We start from the raw sequence: 23830 nt of genomic DNA, 5'->3' as shown, positions 1-23830 counted from the left end.
TAAAAATCTGTATTATTATTTTACCACGAATACTCATAAAAAACCTAAAAAAACGAACAGATATTCGGTAAAGTTTTCGACAATATATATAGAAAAAGGAAGGAGAGTGCACCTCCTTCCTTATGAAATCTTCTTACGCATGAACAAACAGTAAGCACCACACCGATTAAGATTCCACTTCATTTAAAATCAACTCTTTTTCCTACTGTCATCCTCTCCTACACAAACTGTTGGTATACTAAAAAAGCTAATTCCCCCTACGAAATTAGCTTCTTTTTCCCTTTCTCCTTCTTCGGAAAAATCACATATGAAAATGAAATAACTGCATCCACTAAAAGTATAATCGCCCAAACTTGGCTAACCCGACTCGCTGCTTTATTTAAAACAATTCCCGTTTCTAACCAATTACGCCATTGTTCAACCGGGGCAAGACCGTACAGAAAGAAAAAGAAAATATGCACAACAACAAACAAACTAAGGTGCAATACCCAATTTTTTATTTCCTGCTTCGCATAAGCCATACCTGTTAATTCTACCTGTCCTTCTATAATAGGCGCCGGCTCATTCCGCCATTTCGCAACTAGCTTTTGCGCAAATATATCAAGCTTCTTCAAATCCTTTTTCCCGTAAAAGACTGCATACAATAAAATGATTACAGTAATGATTTGAAAGTTAGAGAACTTTCCTGTTTGATAGTAATCCACTACTCCTAAAGTTAAAATAAACACTTCATTTATGAGTAGTACAATCCCCATAATAAAACTCGCCTTTTTCAAACGAAATCCGTAACGGAGTAAAAAGAAACCGATAGCCGATAACCAAAATACAATCTCTGCCCCAATTAAAAAATACCAACGATATTCTGCGAGCATACTCATTTATCCTTCTCCTTTTCATCATAAATACGACAAGCTTCATCCATATATAGTAAAAGTTCTTCTTCGATTGGATACATGCTCATTTTCTGTGAAGCTTCTTTCGATTTTCTAACTTCCCATAACTTATCTAAAAACGCTTCGTCACCATTAGCCATCTCTAAACACTTCTGCATTAATTTCTTCGTCGCTTCTTGTACCTCATCACTAGCGGCTTCTTTACCTTCTTTCATAAAAGTACGTAATTGCTTTAATAAATCTACCCATTCTAAAACATTCGGATCTTCTTCACTCATATTTGGCAAATTCTGAAGCAATTTTTGTTCTTCCTTTGAAAACACTTCATTTTGGAATATTTCACGTATACGAGGCGACTGTTTCGAAAGCTGAATTAATTCAAACATAACTTTCCAATCGAGCTCTCCCTCTACATCTACCGAATAAACAACCGCTTGTAAAACACGCTCCATTCGATTAAATTTCTTTTGTTCTTCCTGCACAAATCGAAGTTGTTTTTCAAGAGAATTCTTTAAATCCAACTCACCTTTTACTAACATATTCGCAGTTTCTTTTAACGAAAATCCCATTTCCTTTAAAAATAAAATTTGTTGGAGACGTATTACGTCAGCTTCACTATATAAACGATGGCCCCCTTCTGTTTTCCCGCTCGGCTTTAATAAATCTATTTGATCATAATAACGTAATGTACGTACTGTTACCCCTGTTTCTTTCGTCAATTGTTGTATTGAAATCACTACCATCACCTCTTCCCCTTCATTATAAAAGATGACGTTACGTCACTTTCAAGCCTTTTGTAAAAAAAATACAAAAAGCTGTTTATACTCTTTGTATAAACAGCTTTTACGGAAATAACCCCTTGTGTACAGCACGACCACAACATAAAATAAGCGCGCCAACAACAACGCTCGTTGCGGTTTTATGATAATGAGCTAATAGTAATAAATAATACGATAAACCTACAGTACCAATCATAATACAAATGCTTGGCACTGGATTACGAGAAAAATTTTGCATTCCCCAAAGAAGCGCAAATATAACTGTAGCGACACATAATACCGGTAATCCCATCCCAGTTCCCCTTTTTCTATCTATTCCTTGTTGCGAAAATACTCATCGATGCCATACTTATACACGATCAGCCTCTTTACTATTTCTATATCTCCATTTCGGCCAATAGTTCACAAAGAAATAAACAAACTGCCCTAGTACAAATAACACAAACGGCATACCAGCACTTCCGTAAACAATTAAATTGTACAAACTCCATATGGCTAAACTAATCGCTAAAAACAACCCTAAATATTTAAACGCTTTATCTGACTGAAATCTCTCAAACTCATCCTGCATTTTTCTCTCCCCTTACTCCAGCGTAAATATTTCTTCCACCTTCACTCCAAAATATTTGGCGATTTTTAAGGATAACTCTAGACTCGGATTGTAATGATGGTTTTCAATCGCCACGATTGTCTGCCGTGTCACTTGCATCGCCTTTGCCATTTCAACTTGTGTTATATGATGTTGCTTTCTTAATTCTTTAATTTTATTTTTCACACCCATAGGCTCCACCTTCAAAAGTAAAGATATCTTTACTTTAATTATAAATATTTTCCAGATACAAGTAAAGATATCTTTACAAATTTTAGAAAAACATTTCACTGAACATCTTTTCTAACAAAGTACAGGGGGAATTAAATTTATATCAGCGATTTTCCAAATATATCGACTTACCGACAAATACCGACATTCGTAGCAAGATAAGCATAAGAAAAAGCTGTCCCAAATACCTTGGGAACAGCTTTCTCCTCTACTACATAAACCCTAACACATATACAAGAACGTATCCAAGAACCGATAAGCAAACCGAGCCGATCAGCCCTGCGACGAATGCTTTGCTCCCTAACTTCCGGAACGTTTTAAACTCTACATTTAAACCAAGCCCCGCCATCGCCATTGCGATAAGCATATAAGCGATGACTACAATATATCCCGCAACAACTTCTGGAATCACGCCCAGCGAATGCACCGCACTCATCGCTAAAAATCCGAAAATGAACCACGGAATTGGAAGGTCTCGCCACGATTTCTTTTCTTTGCTACCTTCACTCTTACCAAACCATAACCCAATTAAAATCGCTACTGGTACAAGCATTGCAACGCGCGTTAACTTCACGATAACTGCGATGTCTACAGCCGTGCTTCCTCCTGGCGCCGCAGCTGCGATGACATGAGCGATTTCATGCAGCGTGGCCCCTGAGAATACACCGTAACCGTATGGAGATAGGCCAAGTACTGGATATAATAACGTATAAATAAGCGTAAATATCGTACCTAAAATTGCAATGATTGCAGCCCCAACTGCCGTTTCATCATCTTTTGCTTTCACTTGCGGCGCAATTGCCACGACCGCTGCCGCGCCGCAAATTGCTGTCCCGCATGCTGTTAAAATCCCAAGTTTCTTTTCTACTTTAAATACTTTCGTTAGTCCATATACAACGAAAATCGTAAATGTAATAACAACCGCAGCGATAACCAATACTTTCGGTCCCGCCTTCGCAATATCAACAAGATTTAATCGCATTCCAAGTAAGATGATCCCGAAGCGAAGTAATTTCTTACTCGCGAAATTCGTTCCTGCAATCGCATCATGAGGAACTCCAATTGCCGCACGCCAAACCATCCCAATTAGAATAGCAATTACTAATTGTCCCATAATATTTAAAAATGGAAGCTCCGCTAAATATTTCGCCACAATTGCGATTAATAATGTAATCCCAATCCCTTGCGAAAATCCAAAACGCTTCTTCTTTTGTATAACAAGTGTTTGTTCCACTTTGAACCACCCCAATAATCGTATTGGAACATGCATGTTCTTTCTACTTACATTATAAGAGAGTTTCTATAATAAGTTTAATACCAATACCAAATCTCTATCATCAGAAATACTTATGATAAAATGATAGAAAAAGAAAGGAGCAGATGATATGAACGTAGACATTTTAAAAATTTTTGTTACGGTTGTTGAACAGAAACACTTCTCTCGTGCAGCGGAATTATTAAACCTTTCACAGCCTGGCGTAAGTATGCACATTCGCAACTTAGAAAACGAATTTGGAACTACACTCATTCAGCGATCCCCGAAGCACGTTCAAGTGACCGAGGCCGGAAATATCTTATATATACACGCAAAGCAAATGCTCTCTCTTTACGAAGATGCCAAACAAGAAATTAACGAGCTACATAACGTTGTAACAGGAACGCTTCGCATTGGTGCTAGTTTTACAATCGGCGAATACTTACTTCCAAAAATACTAGCTAACTATGCGAATGAAAATCCGCATGTCGAAGTCCATACTTTTATCTCCAATACAGAAGACGTCTTGCAAAGTCTTCGATCTAATCAAATTGATATCGGCTTAGTGGAAGGACAAGTCGTATACGCCGACGTTGACGTTGAAACATTTATGCAAGATGAAATGAAGCTCGTCGTTCCGCCAAATCATCCACTGCTCCGCACAAATGAAATAAATGAAAGGACACTCCAAGACCAAGTATGGGTATTAAGAGAAAGTGGTTCTGGAACACGTGCTTATAGCGATCGCTTTATTCATCAACACCATTTAAAAATGAAACGATTCTTTACATTTAGTAGTATCCAAAGTGTAAAGGAAGCAGTTAGTGCCGGGCTTGGCATTGCTATACTTTCTGATTGGACTGTACGGAAAGAGCTACTGGCAAAAGAACTATTCCACGTCGAAGTTCCAAATGAACAACTTATCCGTCCATTCTCCATCGTGCGTGGCAAATATTTCATTCCATCTAAAGCTATTCAAGTGTTTTTAAATCATGTAGATTCTTTTGCGAAAAAACAGAGTTGACCCTCACATTAGTGTGAAGGTTTACAATACATGTAGAAGGAGTGAAACGTATTGCGAATCGGGGAGTTATCAAAAGAAACTAGCGTTAGCGAAAGATCACTAAGACATTACGAAGAAAAGGGATTACTCCCTTCGAAGCGCCTCGCAAATGGCTATCGTGATTTTGACGAAAGTGCCATCGAAAAAGTGGAGCTTATTCAAATGTACTTACAAATTGGCTTAAATTTAGAAGAGACGGCAAGGATGCTGCGCTGCCTTGAAATTGAACCGCACTTATACGACAATCCGTGCAGCAGCATCCTTACGCTTTATGAAGATAAACTTAATGAAGTAACAAAGCAAATCTCATTGCTTTCCAATATTCAAACGAATTTGCAAAAACACGTTTCACTCCTAAAAAAAGCAAAAGAAAAGGAATGATTACATGTTTGTTATACACGGCAGTTCAAGACAAAATGGAAATACGGAAGCTTTAACACATATGATGATTGATGGAATTGAAACAGAACAAATTTATTTACGTGATCACACAGTCTATCCTATTACAGATCAGCGTCATGATGCAGGAGGATTCCAACCTGTAGATGATGACTACGAGCAGTTAACCAAGCGCATGTTAGAGCACAACACAATTATCTTTGCTACCCCATTATATTGGTACGGGATGAGTGGTCATATGAAAAACTTCATCGATCGCTGGTCACAAAGCTTGCGTGATACATCCCTTCATTTCAAAGAAAAAATGAAAGGCAAAAAAATGTACGTTGTTATCGTTGGCGGCGATAATCCGAAACTAAAAGCATTACCACTTATCTCCCAGTTCCAATACATCTTTGATTTTGTTGGTTCATCATTTGAAGGTTATATTATTGGAGATGCGAATGGATTAGATGAAATCCAAAATGATGCTGAGGCGCTAGCGAAGGCACAAATTTATAATAACGAATTCAAAAATCACAAGCTGAAATAAGTTTGACAAACTATTTAGACTTAGCAACACAAGAAGAATTAGAAAGCATGTTACAAGAATATCCTGGCACTATACTTTTTATTAGCCATGACCGCGCCTTTATTCGCTCTGTTGCAGACCATATTATACAAGTAGATGAGAGTGAACCAAGAATCTTCCACGGTAATTACGAGCAATACACCAAGAGAACAACCGAGGATTCTGTAAACGTTACTGAACAAGAATTGTTACGATTACAAACAAAATTAACAGAAATCATCGGCCGAATTTCCATACCAAATCATCACGATGACATTAAATCTCTCGAACAAGAATATGAAACATTATTAATTGAAATCCGGAAATGTAAAGAAGCACTCTAATGTCTTCCCTATATATCGACGAGACCTTCCGCATTTCCCAAGAAATATTGAAACTTCGACATAGAATAGCATCAATAACAGTAAAAAGCCGTGCATCAGCACGGCTTTTTACTTTAAATACGGACAGCAGTCCCGCTCACCGCAACCATTAGCATCCCTTCGCGAACTACTTCGTAATCCACGTCGATACCAACAATTGCATTCGCATTTTTTTGTCTTGCGAAAGTTTTCATCTCTTCCATTGCAATGTCGCGCGCTTCTTTTAATTTACTTTCATAAGCACCTGCACGACCGCCGACAACGTCACGGACAGAGGCGAAAAGGTCACGAACGATATTCGCGCCCATAATCGCTTCTCCATTGACGATATCGATATACTCAATAATTTCTTTTCCTTGAATTGTAGACGTTGTTGTTACAATCATGCTTCATAGCCTCCCATATAAGATTTTCACTTACTTATGGTGCACTAATTCAGTACAAATTATATTTACGAACTAAACTGAGCTTCGTATAACCTACTGTATCCCCCGCCTTGTTCAATTAATTCATCATGTGAACCTTGTTCTGCAATCCCATCTTTATTTACAACGACGATGCGATCTGCATTTTTAATCGTTGCAAGTCTGTGAGCGATAACTAACGTTGTACGGCCAACAGATAGTTCAGCAAGTGATTTTTGAATCGCAAGTTCCGTCTCTGTATCTAATGCGGAAGTCGCTTCATCTAATATTAAAATTGGCGGGTTTTTCAAGAACATACGAGCAATTGCTAGACGCTGCTTCTGTCCACCTGAAAGTTTCACACCGCGCTCACCAATAACAGTATCTAAACCTTCTGGTTGTGAGTAAATTAAGTCTTCTAACTGCGCACGTTTTACCGCCTGCCAAATTTCAGCCTCTGACGCCTTTAAATTTCCGTAAGCAATATTTTCACGAATCGTTCCAGAGAATAAGAACACGTCTTGCTGCACAATTCCAATTTGCTTACGAAGTGAAGATAACGTCATGTCTTTCGTATCAATACCATCAATTTGAATGGATCCAGATGATTGCTCATAAAAACGTGGTAATAAGCTACATAACGTCGTTTTTCCAGCTCCAGATGGTCCAACGAACGCAACTGTTTCACCTGCATGTATTTTCAAACTAATATCATTTAAAATCGGCTCTTTATTTTCATATCCGAACGTAATGTTGTTATATTGAATATCACCGTGTACATGTTTCACTTCCATCGCATCTTTAGAGTCTACAATATCTGGCTCTGTTTCAAGAAGCTCTACATACCTTTTAAAACCGGCGATCCCTTTCGGATAACTTTCGATTACCGCATTAATTTTTTCAATTGGGCGGAAGAAAATATTCGTTAATAGAACGAATCCGATAAATCCACCGTACGTTAATTCACCTTGCAGAACAAACCATGTACCGCATATTAAGACGAAGAGCGTTACGAGACGCATGAGCATATAACTAATCGATGAATTTAACGCCATAATTTTATACGCCATTAATTTCGTTGTACGGAAACGAGCGTTGTTCACAGCAAATTGCTCTTTCTCAAACTTTTCATTTCCGAATGCTTGTACAACGCGAATACCACCAACGTTATTCTCAATACATGCATTGAAATCAGCAACGTCTGAGAATAAACGTCTAAACGTACCTGTCATTTTTTTGTTGAAGTAAAGTGCTAACCATAATAGGAATGGAATGACGAAGAACGTTAATAGCGCTAACTTCCAGTTGATCATCATCATAAATGAGAATGCTCCGACTAAAGTCATTACGGCGATAAATAAATCTTCTGGTCCATGGTGAGCAATTTCCCCAATTTCCATTAAATCGTTTGTAAGACGCGAAATTAAATGACCTGTTTTATTATTGTCAAAAAATCTGAATGATAGCTTTTGAATATGATCAAATAATTTCTGTCTCATATCTGTTTCAATGTTAACACCAAGCATATGTCCCCAATATGTAACGACATATTGTAAGCCTGCATTCAACATATACACTGCAAGTAAACCGAAACAAGCCCATAAAATAAGCGTCCAGTTTTGCCCTGGCAATAACTTATCAATAAATTGATTTACGATAAGCGGGAAGCCAAGTTCTAGTAATCCTGCGACGACTGCACAAGAAAAGTCGAGTATAAATAAACCTTTATACGGTTTATAGTAAGAAAAAAATTTACGTAGCATATCTTCCCTCCATTTTCCAAAATTAAAAAGACTCCCTAAATGATAACCATTATCAAATAATTATTCAAGTGATTCGACTATGAAACTAAAATAAGGTTTGCGATAGTTGTCGTTTTTGCCGGAAAGTCGATATATTTGAATAATCGCTGATATAATTTCAGTTGCGCTGATATATTTCAATAATCGCCGATATATCTCAAGTTGCGCTGATATATTCCGATAATCGCCGATATAAATTTCATGTACTATAACTACCGCCCATCTTACACAAAAAAGGCATCACCACAAGGTGATACCTTTTCTTCTATTACATCGCTTCCGAATCCCATTCATGCTCCTGCTGAACAAACACAATACCCAATTCGTGATGTCCACCAGCGTATAATGCCGTTTGAGCAAGACGTAACTCTCCATTTGTATCTAATACTTCTAACTTACAAAATGCTCCTGTCGTCTTCGTTTGAAGCGCATCATAAAATTCCTCAGCGTTTCTTGGAATGACTCCATTTACTTTCGTAATCATTTCTCCAGGTAGCAAATTCAGCTCTGCTCCAATTGTATTTGGAATTGTATCTAGTACAACGAGTCCATCATTACGTGCAGCGAAGTACGCTGGTCTTGTTTCATCCGCAATTTTCTCTTGCATGGAAATTGTAAAACGTCCAAGCATTGCAACGCCCATTGCAATAATGGCAAGTACGTGCCACCAATAACTTGCGATTCCTAAAACAAGCACAAGTCCTGCTAATCCGTACACACGTCTTCCTGTAAATAATAAAGCTTCCGTCGGCTCATAACTTCTAATCCTTCTCATAAATCCAATTAAAAATGGAACGAGGAATAGAGAATATGTATGTGAACCGATTGAAACGACAGGCCACCATGAAATAAACTGCGTTACTGCTTCACCTGGTACAAGAATAAAAATAGGAACGATCCATAAACGCTTTGATTCGTGTAAACCAATCTTTAGTCCACGCTTCCCCTTCCTAATCTTCGGCGTCGAATATCCTACTGCATTTTTAGAAATCAGCAAGCCCTCTACAACGAGCATGATGCCTAGCAAAATAGCAAGGGATACGATTGTATTCTCTTCACCTTCTCCAAGCTGTAAGAAAGAAACTGGTAGCTTAGAAGATAATAGAACACATACAATCGCGATACTAAACGTATAAGCCGCTGATAAATATCGATACATAGCAGTTAATCCAAATAGTAACGTCCAAAGTAAAATGGCCCATAAGCTTGCTTTAGAAACAACAAGTCCAAGCCCAATTGTGATGATAGATACGATTAATCCGTATTTAACTCCCGCAAATAAGGACGTTCGCAGTTCAAACCAAATATCATAAACTTTAAAAGAAAAATCTTTTCGTTCTCGTAACATACGTAAGTATCCAACGAAGATACTACTTATTAAAAATACATAGACAGCAGGGTGTAAGAAAAAACGTCCAACTGCCCGCATTATTTCAAAAATCCATGCCTCCACGAACCCATTCACCACCATTTATATCATTCTTTCTTTTTATATTATCATAACTGGACAAACGTTTGTTTAACACAAAAAAATACAGGCAGCAAACCGCCTGTATTTCTTTTTATCCCACTTTAATGGGCAGTAAGACCCCCACCTCAAAATTCAGCGAAAACAAAGAATTTAGGTGGGGGGCGGGCTGCCCATAAAAGTCCGATTGGTGAGGGCTGATAATCAGTGGGGAATGAAGCCCTCCCCACTGATTAAAGTTTCACTTTATTTCGCCATTAATTTTAATGCTGACTGTAATTGTAGATCATTTTCTCCAGAACGGATTTTTTCAATAATTTTCGTTTGAATCGCCTCAGCTGTCTTTTTATCGAGCTGTCCTGTCGCTTCCATCTTATTCGCATTTTGGAATGCTTTCAGTGCTGATTCTGTCTCTTTACTAAAGTATCCATCTTCACGTCCTGGTACATATCCTAAACTCTTAAGCATTTCTTGGGCGTGTTTTACTTGTACATCATTTGCATTGTATGAAAGTGTCTTTTCAATTTGAATTGGTGTAGCATGATAATAATCTGGTTGTTTCACTTCTACAGTTGGCTTGATTCCTTTTTTATGAATCCAGTTTCCATCCGGTGTCAGCCATTTAAACATCGTTAATTTGATGTTACTGCCATCTTTAAATGGAACAGCTTGCTGAACAGTCCCTTTACCAAACGTTTTTTCACCAATTAAATCGTATCCTTCTCCCTCTTTTAGCGCACCCGCTAAAATCTCTGAAGCAGAAGCACTTCCGTTATCAATTAATACTGAAATTGGATATGGCTTTCTCTCTTTCAGTTCCGTAGAGAATTTCTTCTTCTCACCATTTCGCTCTTCTACTTGTAGCATCGGCTTTTTATCCGTCATAATTTCTCCTAGTATCTCTTCTACACTATTTAAGTAGCCACCAGGATTACCACGTACGTCAATAACTAAGCCTTTTATGTTTTTCTTCTCTAACTCTTTTAACTGATCCTTAAATTCTTTCGCTGTATTTTCAGCAAAAGAAGTAATTTGCATATAACCGATATCTTTTCCGCTCTCTTGTTTCACAGAGCTAAACACTGTGAAGATTGGAATTTTTTCACGCTTAATTTTAAATACAATCGGATCAGCCACTCCTGCACGCTTAATTTCAATCGCAACAGTCGTTCCTTTTTTACCACGAATCTTTAATACCGCTTCTTCACGTGATAAATCTTTCACACTATTTCCATCTACAGATAAAATTTGGTCATTCGGTTTAATTCCAATCTTTTCTGCCGGTGAGCCTTTAATTGGAGATACGATAATAAGCTTACCATCCGTCTTGTTCACCTCAGCCCCAATCCCCTCTAGCTCAGGATCAAGCGATTCACTAAACTGTTTAGCCGTTTCTTTATCCATATACGTGGAATAAGGGTCCTTCAGCGTAGACAACATGCCTTGTATTGCACCTTCGACTAATTTTTCATCTTTCACGTCTTCCACATAACGTGAATCAATTAGTGCATACGCCTCATTAATTTTTGCCAAATTCCCTTGCGCAGTGCTAGCGTTTCCACTCGAAATTGTTTGCGTTACTTCTGCTGGGTTAACCCCAAATAAAGACATACCTGCAAACATTCCGCCAGCACCAATTAAAAATGCAACAACCATTCCAATAATTGCAACTCTACGTTTCAATGCGGAATTCCCCTTTCCAAAACACACAGGTGGTGTAGCAAAAGGCATCACACAGTGTGTGATGCCTTTACCTATTTCTACTATATGATAAGCTTGTACGAATTATGTTTGCAACTTTTTATACTTTTAAGAAGCGACGAATTGACATTACACTTCCCCACATACCGATTAAAGCCCCGATTAACACTAGTAAACCAGCTAATTGGAATACGAATGGGCTGTATGGTAGAAGTTCGAAAATTGTTCCGCCAAGTTTTTCGTTAAACACACCTTGCAACGAATTATACGTAACTAGAATTAAGCCAATTGGAATAATTGATCCTAATACTCCTAGGAATAATCCCTCTAATAAGAACGGCCAACGAATAAACCAGTTTGTTGCACCTACAAGTTTCATAATTTCGATTTCTGTACTACGAGCATAAATTGTAATTTTAATTGTATTAGAGATTAAGAACATCGCTGTGAATAAAAGACCAGCAATTAACACAATCCCGATGTTACGACCAGTTTTTACAGTATCAAATAATCGTTCAACTTGTCCTTTTCCGTACTGAACATTACTTACAAACTGCATTTTTTCAATCTTTTTCGCAATTGTCGCTGTATCTGTTGGTTCTTTCGCTTTTACGACGAATACGTTTTTCAGTGGGTTATCTTGTTCAAATAACTCAAATGTCTTTCCGCTATCGCCTAAGCTTTTAATTAAACGTTTTAACTCTTCTTCTTTAGAAGAATATTTAATAGATTCTACTTTTGCAATCTTACTCATATCATCTTCTAATTTCTTTTGATCAGCTTCTTTTGCTGCTGGATCAATGTGTACACGAATCTCTACATCTTGCTCTACTTTCGTCGCAAAATGGTTCATATTCATAATCGCTGTTAAAAAGACACCTACAAGTAATAATGTAACTGTTACTGCACTAACAGAAGCAAACGTCATCCATCCGTTACGTGATAGATTCTTTACACCTTCTCGCAAATGTCGACTAAGGGTCTTAGCCTTCATATCCGTATCCTCCCTCAATCTCATCTCGAACAATTTTTCCGCCTTCAATCGCGATTACACGATGACGGATTGTATTTACGATATCTGCGTTATGTGTCGCCATAACAATCGTTGTACCACGCTCATTAATACGCGTGAAAATCTTCATAATATCAAGAGCTGTTTCAATATCTAAGTTACCTGTTGGCTCATCGGCAATTACAACCTTTGGTCTATTAACAATTGCTCTCGCAATCGCAACACGTTGCTGCTCTCCGCCTGAAAGTTCGCCTGGAAGTGCGTCTGCACGATCTTCAAGACCTACAAGACCTAACACTTCTGTTACACGCTCACGAATTGCATCTGGCTCTTCCTCAATTACTTCTAAGGCAAACGCAACATTCTCATATACCGTTAATTTAGGTAGTAATTTAAAGTCTTGGAAAATCACGCCTAATTGACGACGGAAATATGGAACGTCTCTTTCTGCTAATGACTCGATAGTAAGTCCATTTACATTAATAGATCCTGTAGATGGTTTCTCTTCACGATACATCATTTTAATAAATGTAGATTTCCCGGCTCCACTCGGTCCAACTACGTATACAAACTCGCCTTGTTTAATGTTAACTGTGAGACCAGCAATGGCTTTCATACCATTCGGGTACTCCTTATAAACATTCGTCATTTTTATCATTATTTATCACCCAATACTTAATGATTTTTTTCGAAATACTTTTCTGTACATTTGAAAATAAAAGCTAAACCTTTATTCTCTTTTAAACCACTCTTGTTGAAGGTAGTCTACTTATACTCTTTTTCTAAGCAATACTACTCTATGTAATATATTTCAGCAAAATTCTACAAACCTCATTGTAACATCAAACGGTTTCCAGTTTGGATACATTTTTGTTACAGTTATGTTACATTCCAAAAAAAGGAAACGAGTTGATTATATGAATCAACTCGTCCATTTTACCCCTTTTTATTTATGTTCAGCTAACCATTCAGCTACTTTTTTCGCATCTTCACCTTGAATAAGTCCTGGTGACATTGAACCGCGACCTTTTTTAATAATTTCTTCAATATCTGCAGCGTCGTACTTCCCGCCTACTTTTCTTAAATCAGGTCCAGTTGCTCCTGATAAATCTGTTGCATGACACCCAGCACAACTTCTTTGGAAAATTTGTTCTGCACTGTCTGTACTTGCAGACTGGTTCGAAGACTTACTCTCTTCTTTATTTCCACACGCTCCTAAAGCAAAAACGACTGATGTTCCTAGCGCAATAGCCAACAATTTCTTTTTCACTTCTATCGCTCCCCATTGTTGATATTCTTTTCATTCCTAACACACTCATTTTCATTATAAGCATTATCTTTATATAGAAAAACTAAGGTATATTTCATATTCTTCAAAAATACAGTGGGAACCCCAATGATATAAAGCTTTTATAAGTTGTTTCAATTCTGTGAACAACGTAAAAACTTCTATAAAGGATCCTTTTTGAACAGGAATTTAGAAAAATTCTGCAGAAAGCCTTACTCTATTGCCAATCTGTTTTACTATTTTCTACTTTTTACAAAACAATATACAACATTGTATGCTACATATAATCCCATCAAAAAGAGAAGTTGTCGTTTCCAACTTCTCTTCCTCTGTACTTCATCCATATAAATAAAATAGCACTCTTTATGTCCTCTATATCCTCAGCATGCGCCAACAATTTTGTTGGCTTTTTTTCACTTAGCTTATTAGATGCGAGAACGTAAGTAAGCATCAATAAACGGATCAATTTCTCCATCCATAACTGCTTGCACATTACCGACCTCTGTATTTGTACGGTGGTCTTTCACAAGAGAATATGGGTGGAATACGTAAGAACGGATTTGGCTACCCCATCCGATTTCTTTTTGCTCTCCGCGAATTTCATCTAACTCCGCTTGTTGTTCTTCTAATTTCTTTTGATATAATTTCGCTTTTAACATCTTCATCGCATGCTCACGGTTTTTAATTTGAGAACGCTCTGACTGACACGTTACAACCGTATTTGTCGGTGTATGCGTAATACGAACTGCTGAATCTGTCGTATTAACGTGCTGTCCACCCGCTCCACTTGCACGATACGTATCAATTTTCAAGTCTTCTGTACGCACTTCAATTTCAACTTCATCATTGAACTCAGGTACAACTTCACAAGATACGAACGATGTATGACGACGGCCTGAAGAATCGAATGGAGAAATACGTACAAGACGATGTACACCTTTCTCTGCCTTTAAGTAACCGTAAGCGTTATGACCTTTAATTAATAAAGTAACACTCTTAATACCAGCTTCATCACCTGGTAAGTAGTCAACCGTTTCTACTTTAAATCCACGTTTTTCAGCCCAACGTGTGTACATACGTAGTAACATAGAGCCCCAGTCTTGTGACTCTGTTCCACCAGCACCTGGGTGTAATTCTAAAATGGCGTTATTTTTATCATAAGGATCGCTAAGTAGTAACTGCAGCTCATACTCATTCATTTCTTGAATTAAGCCTTTTACTTCTGATTCAAGCTCCTCATGTAAATCTTCATCATACTCTTCTTTTAAAAGCTCATGTGTAATTTCTAGATTTTCGAATGTCTCATCTAGCTGACGGAACTTTCCAACCATATCTTTCAGTGCATTTGCTTCGTTAATTACAGCTTGTGCGCCTTGTTGGTCATCCCAAAATCCTGCGCCCATCATTTTCTCTTCTAATTCTGCAATTTGTTTCTCCTTAGTAGGGAGGTCAAAGAGACCCCCTAAAAGCCGCTAATCTCTTAGCCATTTTCTCTAATTCCTGTCTAATTTCTACTAATTCCATTTCCTTCACCTCTATGTAATTGCTGTTACTTTCGTATGAAAACAAGGGAAACTCTCTCCACTTATGACGGAGAGAGTTTAATCCTTCTTAATTATACATTTTTGATGTAAAAGTTTGCAAAGCAGCCTGGGCTACCGCCATATATTACTTCCCAATGCCACAGCAATTTTTATATTTTTTACCGCTACCACATTTACATAAATCGTTGCGGCCCACTTGGTCACCTTTTACAACTGGTTTTTTCTTCGCCTCTTCGCCATCGCTAGATGGGTGAACAGCTTCACCTTGAACAACTTCTTGACGCTCTAAGTTTTGTTCAATCTCAGCTTTCATAATGTAACGAGAAATTTCCTCTTCAATAGAAGCAATCATTGATTCGAACATTGCGAATCCTTCCATTTGATACTCACGAAGTGGATCAATTTGACCGTAAGCACGTAAATGAATACCTTCACGAAGGTGATCCATCGCATCGATATGCTCTGTCCATTTCGTATCTACAACACGGAATACAACAACTTTTTCGAACTCACGCATTTGCTCTTCTGGCATAAGCTTTTCTTTGTCATTGTAACGCTCTATTAATTTCGCGATAATTGGCTCGCTCATTTCCTCTGGAGCAAGGCGACGTAATTCTTCTTCTTTCACATCTCCTTCTTGCAGAAGGTTTGTATTTAAGTAGTCAACAAGACCTTTAATGTTCCAATCTTCTTCAATTTCCTCTTGTGTATGAAGTGCAACCGCACGCTCTACTGTAGATTTCATCATACCTTCAATAATACCGCGTAAGTTCTCAGACTCCATTACCTCTTGACGCTGTTTGTAAATAACTTCACGTTGCTGACGAAGTACATCATCGTATTGTAGTAACTGCTTACGTGCATCATAGTTATTTCCTTCTACACGTTTTTGCGCAGATTCTACTGCACGAGAAACCATTTTACTTTCGATTGGCTGAGAATCATCCATACCAAGGCGATCCATCATCGCTTTCATATTATCAGAACCGAAGCGACGCATTAGTTCATCTTCCATTGATAAATAGAACTGCGTAACACCTGGGTCCCCTTGACGACCAGCACGACCACGTAACTGGTTATCAATACGACGACTTTCGTGACGCTCTGTACCGATAACGGCTAAACCAACGTTTTTCACATCGTCTCCAAGCTTAATATCTGTACCACGACCCGCCATGTTCGTCGCAATCGTTACAGCACCTTTAATACCTGCTTCTGCAATGATATCCGCTTCACGCGCATGGTTTTTCGCATTTAAGATGTTATGACGTACACCTTTACGCGTTAACATTTTTGAAATAAGTTCTGACGTTTCAATCGCCACTGTACCGACAAGAACTGGTTGTCCTTGCTTATGACGATTTACAATATCCTCAACAACAGCATTAAATTTACCTTCCATTGATTTGAAGATTAAATCTGCACGGTCATCACGAATAATCGGTTTGTTTGTTGGAATTACGATAACGTTCATATTGTAAATGTTACGGAATTCCTCTTCCTCTGTTTTCGCTGTACCAGTCATACCAGATAACTTTTCGTACATACGGAAGTAGTTCTGGAATGTAATTGTCGCAAGTGTCATACTTTCATTTTGAATTTCTACGCCTTCTTTTGCCTCGATAGCTTGGTGTAACCCTTCGCTATAACGACGACCTTTCATAAGACGACCAGTAAATTGGTCTACAATTACGATTTCGCCTTCTTGTACAACATAATCTGTATCACGATGCATAACAACGTGCGCACGAAGTGCCTGATTAATATGGTGAAGAAGCGCTACATGTTTTAAATCAAATAAGTTTTCAATATGGAAAGCTTTCTCCGCTTTCGTAATACCATCTTCTGTTAACATTACATTTTTCGTCTTCACATCAAATGAATAATCTTTTTCATTTTCTAACGTACGAACGAATGCATTTGCAAACATGTACAGCTCTGTTGATTTTTGAGCTTGTCCAGAAATAATAAGTGGCGTACGCGCTTCATCGACTAAAATAGAATCGACTTCATCGATAATAGCAAAGTGAAGAGGGCGTTGAACGCACTGCTCTTTATATAAAACCATGTTGTCACGTAAGTAATCGAATCCAAGCTCATTATTTGTGCTATACGTAATATCAGCAGCATAAGCCTCTTGTTTCTCTTCGCGTGACATACTGTTTAAATTAATTCCTACTGTTAATCCTAGGAACTCGTGAAGTTGTCCCATTTCGCTCGCATCACGTTGTGCTAGGTATTCATTGACTGTAACAACGTGAACACCTTTTCCTGTTAAAGCATTTAAATATACAGGTAATGTAGATGTTAACGTTTTACCTTCACCCGTTTTCATCTCAGAGATATTCCCTTCATGTAAGGCAATACCACCCATTAACTGTACACCATACGGACGCATTCCAAGAACACGAGTCGCAGCTTCACGAACAACCGCAAAAGCTTCAGGTAGTAGATCATCTACTGTTTCACCTTTTGTTAGACGTTCTTTAAATTCAAGCGTCTTCCCTTTTAATTGTTCATCAGTTAATGGCTTAATAGATGGCTCTAGTGCATCAATTTGCTCAACTGTCTTCTGCATACGTTTAATTTGGCGTTGATTTACATCAAACACCTTTTTTAAGATACCGATCATAGGAAATACGCTCCTCTTTTTATTAAAATAAAACTTCCGATTGTTTTTTCTTTTTCTCTATTACAATCAGTCGTTATAAAAATCAAATGTATGTTATGCCAATTTTTCTCCTAATTAAAAAAACTAAAATGTATATACCTAATGATAATTGTAACACTTGTCTTATAACTATGACAACAATCGGCCGAATGTCTCGTTCTAAATTAAGAAAACTTTTTTTCAGGAATCTATTTTCAGCAAAAAAAGCGCAGCCATTTCGGCTGCGCTTTTGAATTATTATTTAGTTTCGATTAAACCATATTTCCCATCTTTACGGCCATATACAACATTAGTTTCATTTGTATCAGCATTTGTGAAGACGAAGAAATTATGTCCTAGCATATCCATTTGTAGGATCGCTTCTTCAACGTCCATCGGTTTTAAATCGAATCGTTTTGTACGTACAAGCTCTAGTTCATCCTCTTCTACCTCATCCAGGACAGCTACTGCTTGTGGAAGGATAAAGTTCGTTTTCATAGAACCTTTCTCACGTAACTTACGATTTACTTTTGTTTTATGTTTACGAATTTGTCGCTCAAGTTTATCAACTACTAAATCGATAGCAGCGTACATATCGCTATTAGTTTCTTCTGCACGAAGTAATAAATCAGTAAATGGAATTGTTACCTCGACACGTTGCTTGTCAGAGTATACTTTTAAATTAACTTTAATCTCTGGGAATGTATCAAAATAACGCTCTAACTTACTTAGTTTTTTCTCTACATATTCCTTTAATGCTGGAGTTACTTCAATATTTTCACCACGAATGTTGAATTTCATAGATGAATTCCTCCTTTCAAGCCTATGTACTATAATTTCGACACCGGCTTAAAAACTCCTTCTAACTTTTTTAAAAAAATTAGTGGAATTGCGATTTTTTTATCGTTTTTTGTTGAAATGAAAAGATGCATCGTTTCTATCTTTATTTTATCCTATTAACATCGTGAATAACGAATATAACTGTGGACAATTCGTTACAGAAAAGAAACAACTTTTTGACAACTCCATTCATAACAAAAACCCCTTGCAAAAAAACAAGAGGTTCTACCATATATATATAACGTTGCCACAAACGCAGCTTTCTCTTCCCAAAAACAATATACCTACAGTTTTACAACATTAGCTGCTTGCGGTCCACGTGCTCCCTCTACAATATCAAACTCAACTTGTTGCCCTTCTTCTAATGACTTATATCCATCTTGTTGAATAGCAGAAAAATGAACAAACACATCATCACCATCTTCACGCTCAATAAACCCAAATCCCTTTTCTGCATTGAACCATTTTACTCTTCCTTGCATGTTCATTCCATTCCCTTCACTCTAAAAATCAGGGCATTTGCCCCATAATTTCACTATAACGAATGACAACTTACGAAGTCAAAGAAGACTTATCGTCTTTTTATTCTCCCTTTCGACAGTTACAGATCAACTTCTACAAAGCGTCAAACTAGAAACTTCGCTTGCTCCTTTATCATAGAAAAGACTTCCAATTTGTCTCACTGTAATTCCTGTCGTATATACATCATCAACAAGTAAAATATGTTGACCATGAAACATCTCTTCTCTCTGAAAATAAAAAGGATTACTTCCCGAAAGCCTTTCTTTACGCGACTTCTTACTTTGCTTTTCTGTTTCCTTCCTTCTTAATGATGAATAAAAATTTTTGACAGGCAAACAAGCTGCTAATAACTCTGCTTGATTAAAACCTCGTTCATATTCCCGTTCCCTACTAAGCGGAACAGCAATAACAGTTGAAACGTCCGTAAAATGCTTTTGAAATAGCTCCCGAAAAGATTGATAAAAAATACGAACTAACTCCGCATCACCTCGAAACTTAAACTGCGCTAGTATACCTTTCATGTCATCATTGTACACGTACAACGAACGATTTTTAAAAGGACGATATCCTTCCTCATTCCTCCATCTTATACAATCCATGCAAATGTCATTTTCTTTATATCGAGTAGGTAAGTCATCTAAAGGACGACCACAATCCATGCAAATTCCTCCTATAATATAGGAAAGTTTTTGCTCACATCTATCACATACATATTTTTTTAGGGACTTTACAAAGAAGGTGTACCAACTAACTGTTTCCACCATATACTCATCACAAAGTAAACAATGCATTAATCGATCAATCCTTGTTCTTTCGCATTTTTGTTCATACTTTGAATATGTTTTTTCGCACGTACCATTGCCTCTGTCTTACCGTAATGAAAATACATAACCTCACCATACGGCTCTTCAAAACTACGCCCCGCTCGCCCTGCAATTTGTACGAGCGCACTCTCTGAAAAAATTTCTTCTTCGGCTCCTAACACAGCCACTTGTAAGTTCTTCACAGTTACTCCTCTTTCTAAAATTGTCGTTGTAACTAATAACGGAATGTCTCCCTTTCTGAAAGATGCTACTTTTTCTTTTCTCATCGAGTCTTCTGCATGTACGCCATCGATTCTATTATCCAACCCTTTCAACAACTGACTTATTTCTTCTATATATCGCACATGAGGAACAAATAAAAAAATAGGATACTTTTTGTTTAAGTTCATTTTTAACCATTGTAGTAACACGCGAGGAATTTTTTTATGCTGGAGGCTTTTCTTCCAATTTCCGCACCAACTAAATAGAGGAACTGGTAACGGATGACGATGGTATCGCCCTGAGACAATGATACCTTTTTGTTTCCCCCTGATGAAATTGTGCTTCCACTTTTCATCAGGGGTTGCAGTTAAATAAATACGCGCTGCTTTCTCTTTCATCGCTTGTTGCACTGCATACTGTAACATTTGATCCGCATGATATGGGAAGGCATCAATCTCATCTACAATCATGACATGAAACGCTCTATAGTAACGTAACAGTTGGTGAGTCGTTGCAACGACTAACGCTGCATCTTTTTTATGATCTACACTCCCTCCGTATAAAGCAGCTACAGTTATACTTGGAAACACTTCTTGTAATCTCGGCGCTAATTCCAGTACAACGTCCGTCCTTGGCGTTGCGATACAAACTCTTTCTCCTTTTTGGAGCGCCTCTTCTATACCGTAAAATAACATTTCTGTTTTTCCAGCCCCGCACACAGCCCAAATAAAAAAAGATTCTTTCTGCTTAATCGCTTCTATAACTCCTTGCGCCGCCAACTCCTGACCAATCGATAAAGCCCCATTCCACTGTAATGGATTTAGCTCCCTGTCTCCGTTTCTTTCATGAATCCCGCGAACAAGTACAGTACATTCGCTAACTCTCCCCATCGTGATACACTTCCGGCAATACGCGCATGCTTTACCGCACCTTTTACATAAAAATGATGCAAATAGCCGCTGCTTTATATTTCCGCAGCGCTGACATATATATTTAGAAGCCTTCTTTATTACACCTTGTACACATACGATCTCTCCCTTCTCTTTTAAATTACTTATTTCTCTCTGTAAATCTGAAGAGAGTTCTTCTAATAGCAACTGTTTTCCAGCAAGCATTAACGTCACCTCCAGCATTACTATAAACCTTTCTTATAATCTCGTAAAAACGCAAAAAAGCCGATAACCTACTTATAAAATAGTAAGCTATCGACTTTATACACATGTTTTATTCGATTATAAATCCTAGAATCTACCGTATCCTAAGAAATGTTTTTGGTTGTAGCTACTGCTTAAGCTAGAGTAAGCAATCCCTTTGTCACCAGCATGAATCATTTGGCCATTGCCAACGTAAATACCAATGTGAGATGGACCTGGTTTATAAGTACCTTGGAAGAATACTAAATCTCCAGGTTGTGGGCTACTTACTTTAGAAACTGAATTCCAGTAACCTGCAACGTCTTGACGACCTACACCGAATACGTAAGAAATGAATCCACTACAGTCAAAACCACCGTTTGATGGAGATGCACTTCCCCAAACATATGGTAAACCTAAGTATTGTTGCGCTTTACCAATTACGCCAGGAGCTGGAGCTGGGCCTGGTGTCGGTTCTGGTTTTTTATCTTCTTTTTTAGGTGCTTCTTTTTTAGGCTCTTCCTTTTTAGGTTCTTCTTTTTGAGCTTGTCCACCGTTGTTTGCTGGTGCCGCTGGCTGAGCAGGTGCCGCTTGTGCTGGTTGAGCTTGCGCATCTTTAGCAGCTTGCTCTGCTTGTTTTTGAGCAGCAGCTTCTTGTGCAGCTTTTTCTTGCGCTTCTTGTTCAGCAATACGTTGTAATTGTAATGCTTGTTTTTCAAGATCTTTCAATTGACTTTCCGTACTTGTCATTGAAGTTACAACTGTATCCATTTTACCGCTTAAATCGTTTACTGCCGCTGCTTTTTTCTCTTTTTCAGCGTCAAGTTCTTTCTTAGCAGTTTCAATTTGAGCTTGTGCTTCTTTTAATTCTTTTTGCTTTGTTTTTACCGTTTCAACATCTTTTTTCACGTTCGCTTGATCTTCTTGTTGTGTTTTCATGATATCTTCGTCAGACTCAAGAATTTTAGAAACAGAAGTTAAACGATCAACTAAATCTGCAACGTTTTTAGAGTTTACAAGAACTTCTGTTACAACGTTCGTGTTTGGTTGCTCTTGAAGTGCAACTAAACGTTTTCTTAATAACTCTTCACGTTTTGCAATTTTCGTTTGTAATTCTGCAATATCTTTATTTTTCTTTTCGATTAATTGCTCAGTGTCCGCAACTTTTTTCGTTGTTTCATCAAGCTTTGCAGCATTCTCTTGAACAGACTTATCTAAACCTTGAATTGTTTTGTTTAAGTCATTCATTTGTTTTTGTAATTCATCACGTTCTTGTTGTTGTTTATGTAAAGTGTCATTTTGTGTATTAATTTGTGATTTCACGTCAGAAATTTTATCTTCTGCAAATACATTTGGTGTTAGTCCTGAAAACATTAACCCTGCAACTAATGCGCAAGATGCCATTTTTAGCTTTTTCATTTTATTTTTTACACCGCTTTCTTTTTTCTTTTTCCGTATATAACCTATAAAATTTATACCATAATTCGGGATTTTTTTTGCTAATGTTACGCTTTTGTAAAACAAATGTAATATTATATGTAACTCTATCGCAAAATATGCATATTTTTGTATATATGTGTAGAGTTTTAAAAGTTTTTTTAAGCAAAGAAAAAAACGCAAGGTTCCCCTTACGTTTTATTAAATATACTAATACGGATGAAATCAAAAAGTTATTTCATCCATTTCTCAGCCCAATTTTGGACTTCATCCATAACACTTTCTAACGCTTTTCCCTTGTCCGTTAAGCCGTACTCGATTCGAACTGGTACTTCTGGATAAACATTACGAACTACAATGCCTTCGCTTTCCAATTCCTTTAAACGCTCTGATAACATACGATCGCTCATATTCGGTATAATATCTGCGATTTCTCTAAAACGTTTTGACTCTTCCAGCAAAGATTTAATAATTAAGCCAGTCCATTTCTTACTAAGCAAAGTAAAAGCTGACTCAAACTTTGGACATAAACAAGAATTATGCTCCATATGTTTCACCTCTCTTCTATTATAATATAGTTTCTTGTAAAAAGTAAGTTATAAAACTTTCCTCATTATTTTATTTTACGTACATTTTACCATTTCCAAATATTAACTTGTCAACTTCACGTAAAATATCCGTAAAAAAACCCTCTTCCGAAAGAGAGCTTTTTATATCTTTATTACTTCGTATACCATCCAAGACCTAGTGCACCTTCACCTAAATGCGTTCCAATTACAGCACCGAAATAACCTGTGCGGATTGTAACATGAGGATATTTTGCTTCTAATTCTGCCTTCCATTCATTCGCTTCCTCTTCACG

The 23830-nt window shown here is 37.5% G+C and carries 26 protein-coding genes; 4 read left to right on the top strand and 22 right to left on the bottom strand.

Annotated features, from left to right (window positions below; genetic code table 11):
* Nucleotides 1-257: 257 nt before the first annotated feature.
* The 6 genes from MR079_RS19340 to MR079_RS19315 all read right to left on the bottom strand — a co-directional run bounded on the left by MR079_RS19340 (nt 258) and on the right by MR079_RS19315 (nt 3726).
* Nucleotides 258-878 carry a hypothetical protein gene (locus MR079_RS19340; protein ID WP_242294458.1) on the bottom strand — a complete coding sequence of 207 codons (621 nt, stop codon included), beginning with the start codon at nt 876-878 and terminating at the stop codon, nt 258-260.
* On the bottom strand, nt 875-1636 hold the full coding sequence (locus MR079_RS19335) for a MerR family transcriptional regulator (RefSeq protein WP_242294457.1): 762 nt from the start codon (nt 1634-1636) through the stop codon (nt 875-877). Before MR079_RS19335 ends, MR079_RS19340 begins: the two co-directional genes overlap by 4 nt.
* A gap of 100 nt (nt 1637-1736) precedes the next feature.
* The gene (locus tag MR079_RS19330) at nt 1737-1964 is read right to left on the bottom strand and encodes a hypothetical protein (RefSeq protein WP_048553074.1); all 228 of its coding nucleotides are present in this window, start codon (nt 1962-1964) and stop codon (nt 1737-1739) included.
* A 57-nt stretch (nt 1965-2021) separates the two neighbouring features.
* Nucleotides 2022-2243 carry a hypothetical protein gene (locus MR079_RS19325; protein WP_001150192.1) on the bottom strand — a complete coding sequence of 74 codons (222 nt, stop codon included), beginning with the start codon at nt 2241-2243 and terminating at the stop codon, nt 2022-2024.
* A gap of 12 nt (nt 2244-2255) precedes the next feature.
* Nucleotides 2256-2453: a helix-turn-helix transcriptional regulator gene (locus MR079_RS19320; RefSeq protein ID WP_000538359.1), complete on the bottom strand. Its 198-nt coding sequence runs from the start codon at nt 2451-2453 to the stop codon at nt 2256-2258.
* A gap of 250 nt (nt 2454-2703) precedes the next feature.
* Nucleotides 2704-3726: a YeiH family protein gene (locus tag MR079_RS19315; protein ID WP_242294456.1), complete on the bottom strand. Its 1023-nt coding sequence runs from the start codon at nt 3724-3726 to the stop codon at nt 2704-2706.
* 151 nt (nt 3727-3877) lie between these two features.
* Here MR079_RS19315 and MR079_RS19310 point away from each other — a divergent pair, with 151 nt between their 5' ends.
* From MR079_RS19310 to MR079_RS19295, 4 genes are read left to right on the top strand one after another with little or no spacing between them, the layout of a single operon-like run.
* A complete protein-coding gene (locus MR079_RS19310; RefSeq protein ID WP_061139630.1) occupies nt 3878-4771 on the top strand; it encodes a LysR family transcriptional regulator in 894 nt (297 codons plus the stop codon).
* A gap of 51 nt (nt 4772-4822) precedes the next feature.
* On the top strand, nt 4823-5191 hold the full coding sequence (locus MR079_RS19305) for a MerR family transcriptional regulator (RefSeq protein ID WP_139868359.1): 369 nt from the start codon (nt 4823-4825) through the stop codon (nt 5189-5191).
* 4 nt (nt 5192-5195) lie between these two features.
* Complete coding sequence (locus tag MR079_RS19300; RefSeq protein ID WP_139868361.1) at nt 5196-5741, top strand: flavodoxin family protein; 546 nt, start codon at nt 5196-5198, stop codon at nt 5739-5741.
* A 2-nt stretch (nt 5742-5743) separates the two neighbouring features.
* The gene (locus tag MR079_RS19295) at nt 5744-6103 is read left to right on the top strand and encodes a macrolide transporter (RefSeq protein WP_139868362.1); all 360 of its coding nucleotides are present in this window, start codon (nt 5744-5746) and stop codon (nt 6101-6103) included.
* A 113-nt stretch (nt 6104-6216) separates the two neighbouring features.
* Here the strand turns inward: MR079_RS19295 and MR079_RS19290 are convergent, their stop codons facing one another.
* The 16 genes from MR079_RS19290 to MR079_RS19215 form a co-directional block, all read right to left on the bottom strand.
* Nucleotides 6217-6528, bottom strand: a complete 312-nt coding sequence (locus MR079_RS19290) for a heavy metal-binding domain-containing protein (RefSeq protein ID WP_000637523.1) — start codon at nt 6526-6528, stop codon at nt 6217-6219.
* Between the two features lie 65 nt (nt 6529-6593).
* Entirely contained in the window at nt 6594-8309 is a 1716-nt protein-coding gene (locus MR079_RS19285) for an ABC transporter ATP-binding protein (RefSeq protein WP_139868363.1), read from the bottom strand.
* A 307-nt stretch (nt 8310-8616) separates the two neighbouring features.
* Nucleotides 8617-9819: a PDZ domain-containing protein gene (locus tag MR079_RS19280; RefSeq protein ID WP_139868365.1), complete on the bottom strand. Its 1203-nt coding sequence runs from the start codon at nt 9817-9819 to the stop codon at nt 8617-8619.
* Between the two features lie 243 nt (nt 9820-10062).
* Nucleotides 10063-11499, bottom strand: a complete 1437-nt coding sequence (locus MR079_RS19275; protein WP_455551094.1) for a S41 family peptidase — start codon at nt 11497-11499, stop codon at nt 10063-10065.
* 118 nt (nt 11500-11617) lie between these two features.
* Nucleotides 11618-12511 carry a permease-like cell division protein FtsX gene (gene ftsX, locus MR079_RS19270; protein WP_000645022.1) on the bottom strand — a complete coding sequence of 298 codons (894 nt, stop codon included), beginning with the start codon at nt 12509-12511 and terminating at the stop codon, nt 11618-11620.
* Nucleotides 12501-13187, bottom strand: coding sequence for a cell division ATP-binding protein FtsE (gene ftsE, locus MR079_RS19265; RefSeq protein ID WP_000594316.1), 687 nt, complete (start codon nt 13185-13187; stop codon nt 12501-12503). The genes ftsX and ftsE overlap by 11 nt, the downstream gene beginning before the upstream one ends.
* Nucleotides 13188-13475: 288 nt before the next feature.
* Nucleotides 13476-13799: a cytochrome c551 gene (cccB, locus tag MR079_RS19260; protein ID WP_000727972.1), complete on the bottom strand. Its 324-nt coding sequence runs from the start codon at nt 13797-13799 to the stop codon at nt 13476-13478.
* Nucleotides 13800-14242: 443 nt separating this feature from the next.
* Nucleotides 14243-15341 (bottom strand): peptide chain release factor 2 gene (gene prfB / locus MR079_RS19255; protein WP_096001716.1). Its coding sequence is split into 2 segments (ribosomal slippage): nt 14243-15268 and nt 15270-15341, totalling 1098 coding nucleotides; the frame shifts between segments, so codons are not numbered across the junction.
* Between the two features lie 144 nt (nt 15342-15485).
* Nucleotides 15486-17993, bottom strand: coding sequence for a preprotein translocase subunit SecA (gene secA / locus MR079_RS19250; protein WP_048553050.1), 2508 nt, complete (start codon nt 17991-17993; stop codon nt 15486-15488).
* A 276-nt stretch (nt 17994-18269) separates the two neighbouring features.
* A complete protein-coding gene (gene hpf / locus MR079_RS19245) occupies nt 18270-18812 on the bottom strand; it encodes a ribosome hibernation-promoting factor, HPF/YfiA family (RefSeq protein ID WP_087955105.1) in 543 nt (180 codons plus the stop codon).
* Between the two features lie 323 nt (nt 18813-19135).
* Nucleotides 19136-19333 carry a cold shock protein CspC gene (cspC, locus tag MR079_RS19240; RefSeq protein WP_001162041.1) on the bottom strand — a complete coding sequence of 66 codons (198 nt, stop codon included), beginning with the start codon at nt 19331-19333 and terminating at the stop codon, nt 19136-19138.
* Between the two features lie 126 nt (nt 19334-19459).
* Complete coding sequence (locus MR079_RS19235) at nt 19460-20164, bottom strand: ComF family protein (RefSeq protein ID WP_242294455.1); 705 nt, start codon at nt 20162-20164, stop codon at nt 19460-19462.
* Nucleotides 20164-21513 (bottom strand): ATP-dependent helicase ComFA, encoded by a 1350-nt coding sequence (gene comFA, locus MR079_RS19230; protein WP_242294454.1) that lies wholly within the window; start codon nt 21511-21513, stop codon nt 20164-20166. Before comFA ends, MR079_RS19235 begins: the two co-directional genes overlap by 1 nt.
* Nucleotides 21514-21639: 126 nt before the next feature.
* A complete protein-coding gene (locus MR079_RS19225; protein ID WP_113712272.1) occupies nt 21640-23055 on the bottom strand; it encodes a C40 family peptidase in 1416 nt (471 codons plus the stop codon).
* Between the two features lie 146 nt (nt 23056-23201).
* A complete protein-coding gene (locus tag MR079_RS19220) occupies nt 23202-23516 on the bottom strand; it encodes a winged helix-turn-helix transcriptional regulator (RefSeq protein WP_000400857.1) in 315 nt (104 codons plus the stop codon).
* 173 nt (nt 23517-23689) lie between these two features.
* Nucleotides 23690-23830, bottom strand: a 141-nt coding sequence (locus tag MR079_RS19215; RefSeq protein ID WP_242294462.1) for a DegV family protein, incomplete at its 5' end; no start/stop codon positions are given.

The sequence above is a fragment of the Bacillus cereus group sp. BfR-BA-01381 genome (genome assembly GCF_022663555.1).
In the GTDB taxonomy this organism is placed as follows: Bacteria; Bacillota; Bacilli; order Bacillales; family Bacillaceae_G; genus Bacillus_A; species Bacillus_A pacificus.
The sequence above is the reverse complement of the archived record's forward strand: the minus strand, read 5'-3'. Positions and strand labels throughout refer to the sequence as shown.

Bases quoted from the DNA above. Each gene is read 5' to 3' on its own strand.
- MR079_RS19320 (WP_000538359.1), bottom strand. From the start codon at position 2,453: ATGGGTGTGAAAAATAAAATTAAAGAATTAAGAAAGCAACATCATATA.
- hpf (WP_087955105.1), bottom strand. From the start codon at position 18,812: ATGAAATTCAACATTCGTGGTGAAAATATTGAAGTAACTCCAGCATTA.
- MR079_RS19310 (WP_061139630.1), top strand. From the start codon at position 3,878: ATGAACGTAGACATTTTAAAAATTTTTGTTACGGTTGTTGAACAGAAA.
- ftsE (WP_000594316.1), bottom strand. From the start codon at position 13,187: ATGATAAAAATGACGAATGTTTATAAGGAGTACCCGAATGGTATGAAA.
- MR079_RS19335 (WP_242294457.1), bottom strand. From the start codon at position 1,636: ATGGTAGTGATTTCAATACAACAATTGACGAAAGAAACAGGGGTAACA.
- comFA (WP_242294454.1), bottom strand. From the start codon at position 21,513: ATGCTTGCTGGAAAACAGTTGCTATTAGAAGAACTCTCTTCAGATTTA.
- secA (WP_048553050.1), bottom strand. From the start codon at position 17,993: ATGATCGGTATCTTAAAAAAGGTGTTTGATGTAAATCAACGCCAAATT.
- ftsX (WP_000645022.1), bottom strand. From the start codon at position 12,511: ATGAAGGCTAAGACCCTTAGTCGACATTTGCGAGAAGGTGTAAAGAAT.
- MR079_RS19300 (WP_139868361.1), top strand. From the start codon at position 5,196: ATGTTTGTTATACACGGCAGTTCAAGACAAAATGGAAATACGGAAGCT.
- cspC (WP_001162041.1), bottom strand. From the start codon at position 19,333: ATGCAAGGAAGAGTAAAATGGTTCAATGCAGAAAAGGGATTTGGGTTT.
- MR079_RS19235 (WP_242294455.1), bottom strand. From the start codon at position 20,164: ATGCATTGTTTACTTTGTGATGAGTATATGGTGGAAACAGTTAGTTGG.
- MR079_RS19220 (WP_000400857.1), bottom strand. From the start codon at position 23,516: ATGGAGCATAATTCTTGTTTATGTCCAAAGTTTGAGTCAGCTTTTACT.
- MR079_RS19285 (WP_139868363.1), bottom strand. From the start codon at position 8,309: ATGCTACGTAAATTTTTTTCTTACTATAAACCGTATAAAGGTTTATTT.
- MR079_RS19340 (WP_242294458.1), bottom strand. From the start codon at position 878: ATGAGTATGCTCGCAGAATATCGTTGGTATTTTTTAATTGGGGCAGAG.
- MR079_RS19330 (WP_048553074.1), bottom strand. From the start codon at position 1,964: ATGGGATTACCGGTATTATGTGTCGCTACAGTTATATTTGCGCTTCTT.
- MR079_RS19280 (WP_139868365.1), bottom strand. From the start codon at position 9,819: ATGGTGGTGAATGGGTTCGTGGAGGCATGGATTTTTGAAATAATGCGG.
- MR079_RS19325 (WP_001150192.1), bottom strand. From the start codon at position 2,243: ATGCAGGATGAGTTTGAGAGATTTCAGTCAGATAAAGCGTTTAAATAT.
- MR079_RS19290 (WP_000637523.1), bottom strand. From the start codon at position 6,528: ATGATTGTAACAACAACGTCTACAATTCAAGGAAAAGAAATTATTGAG.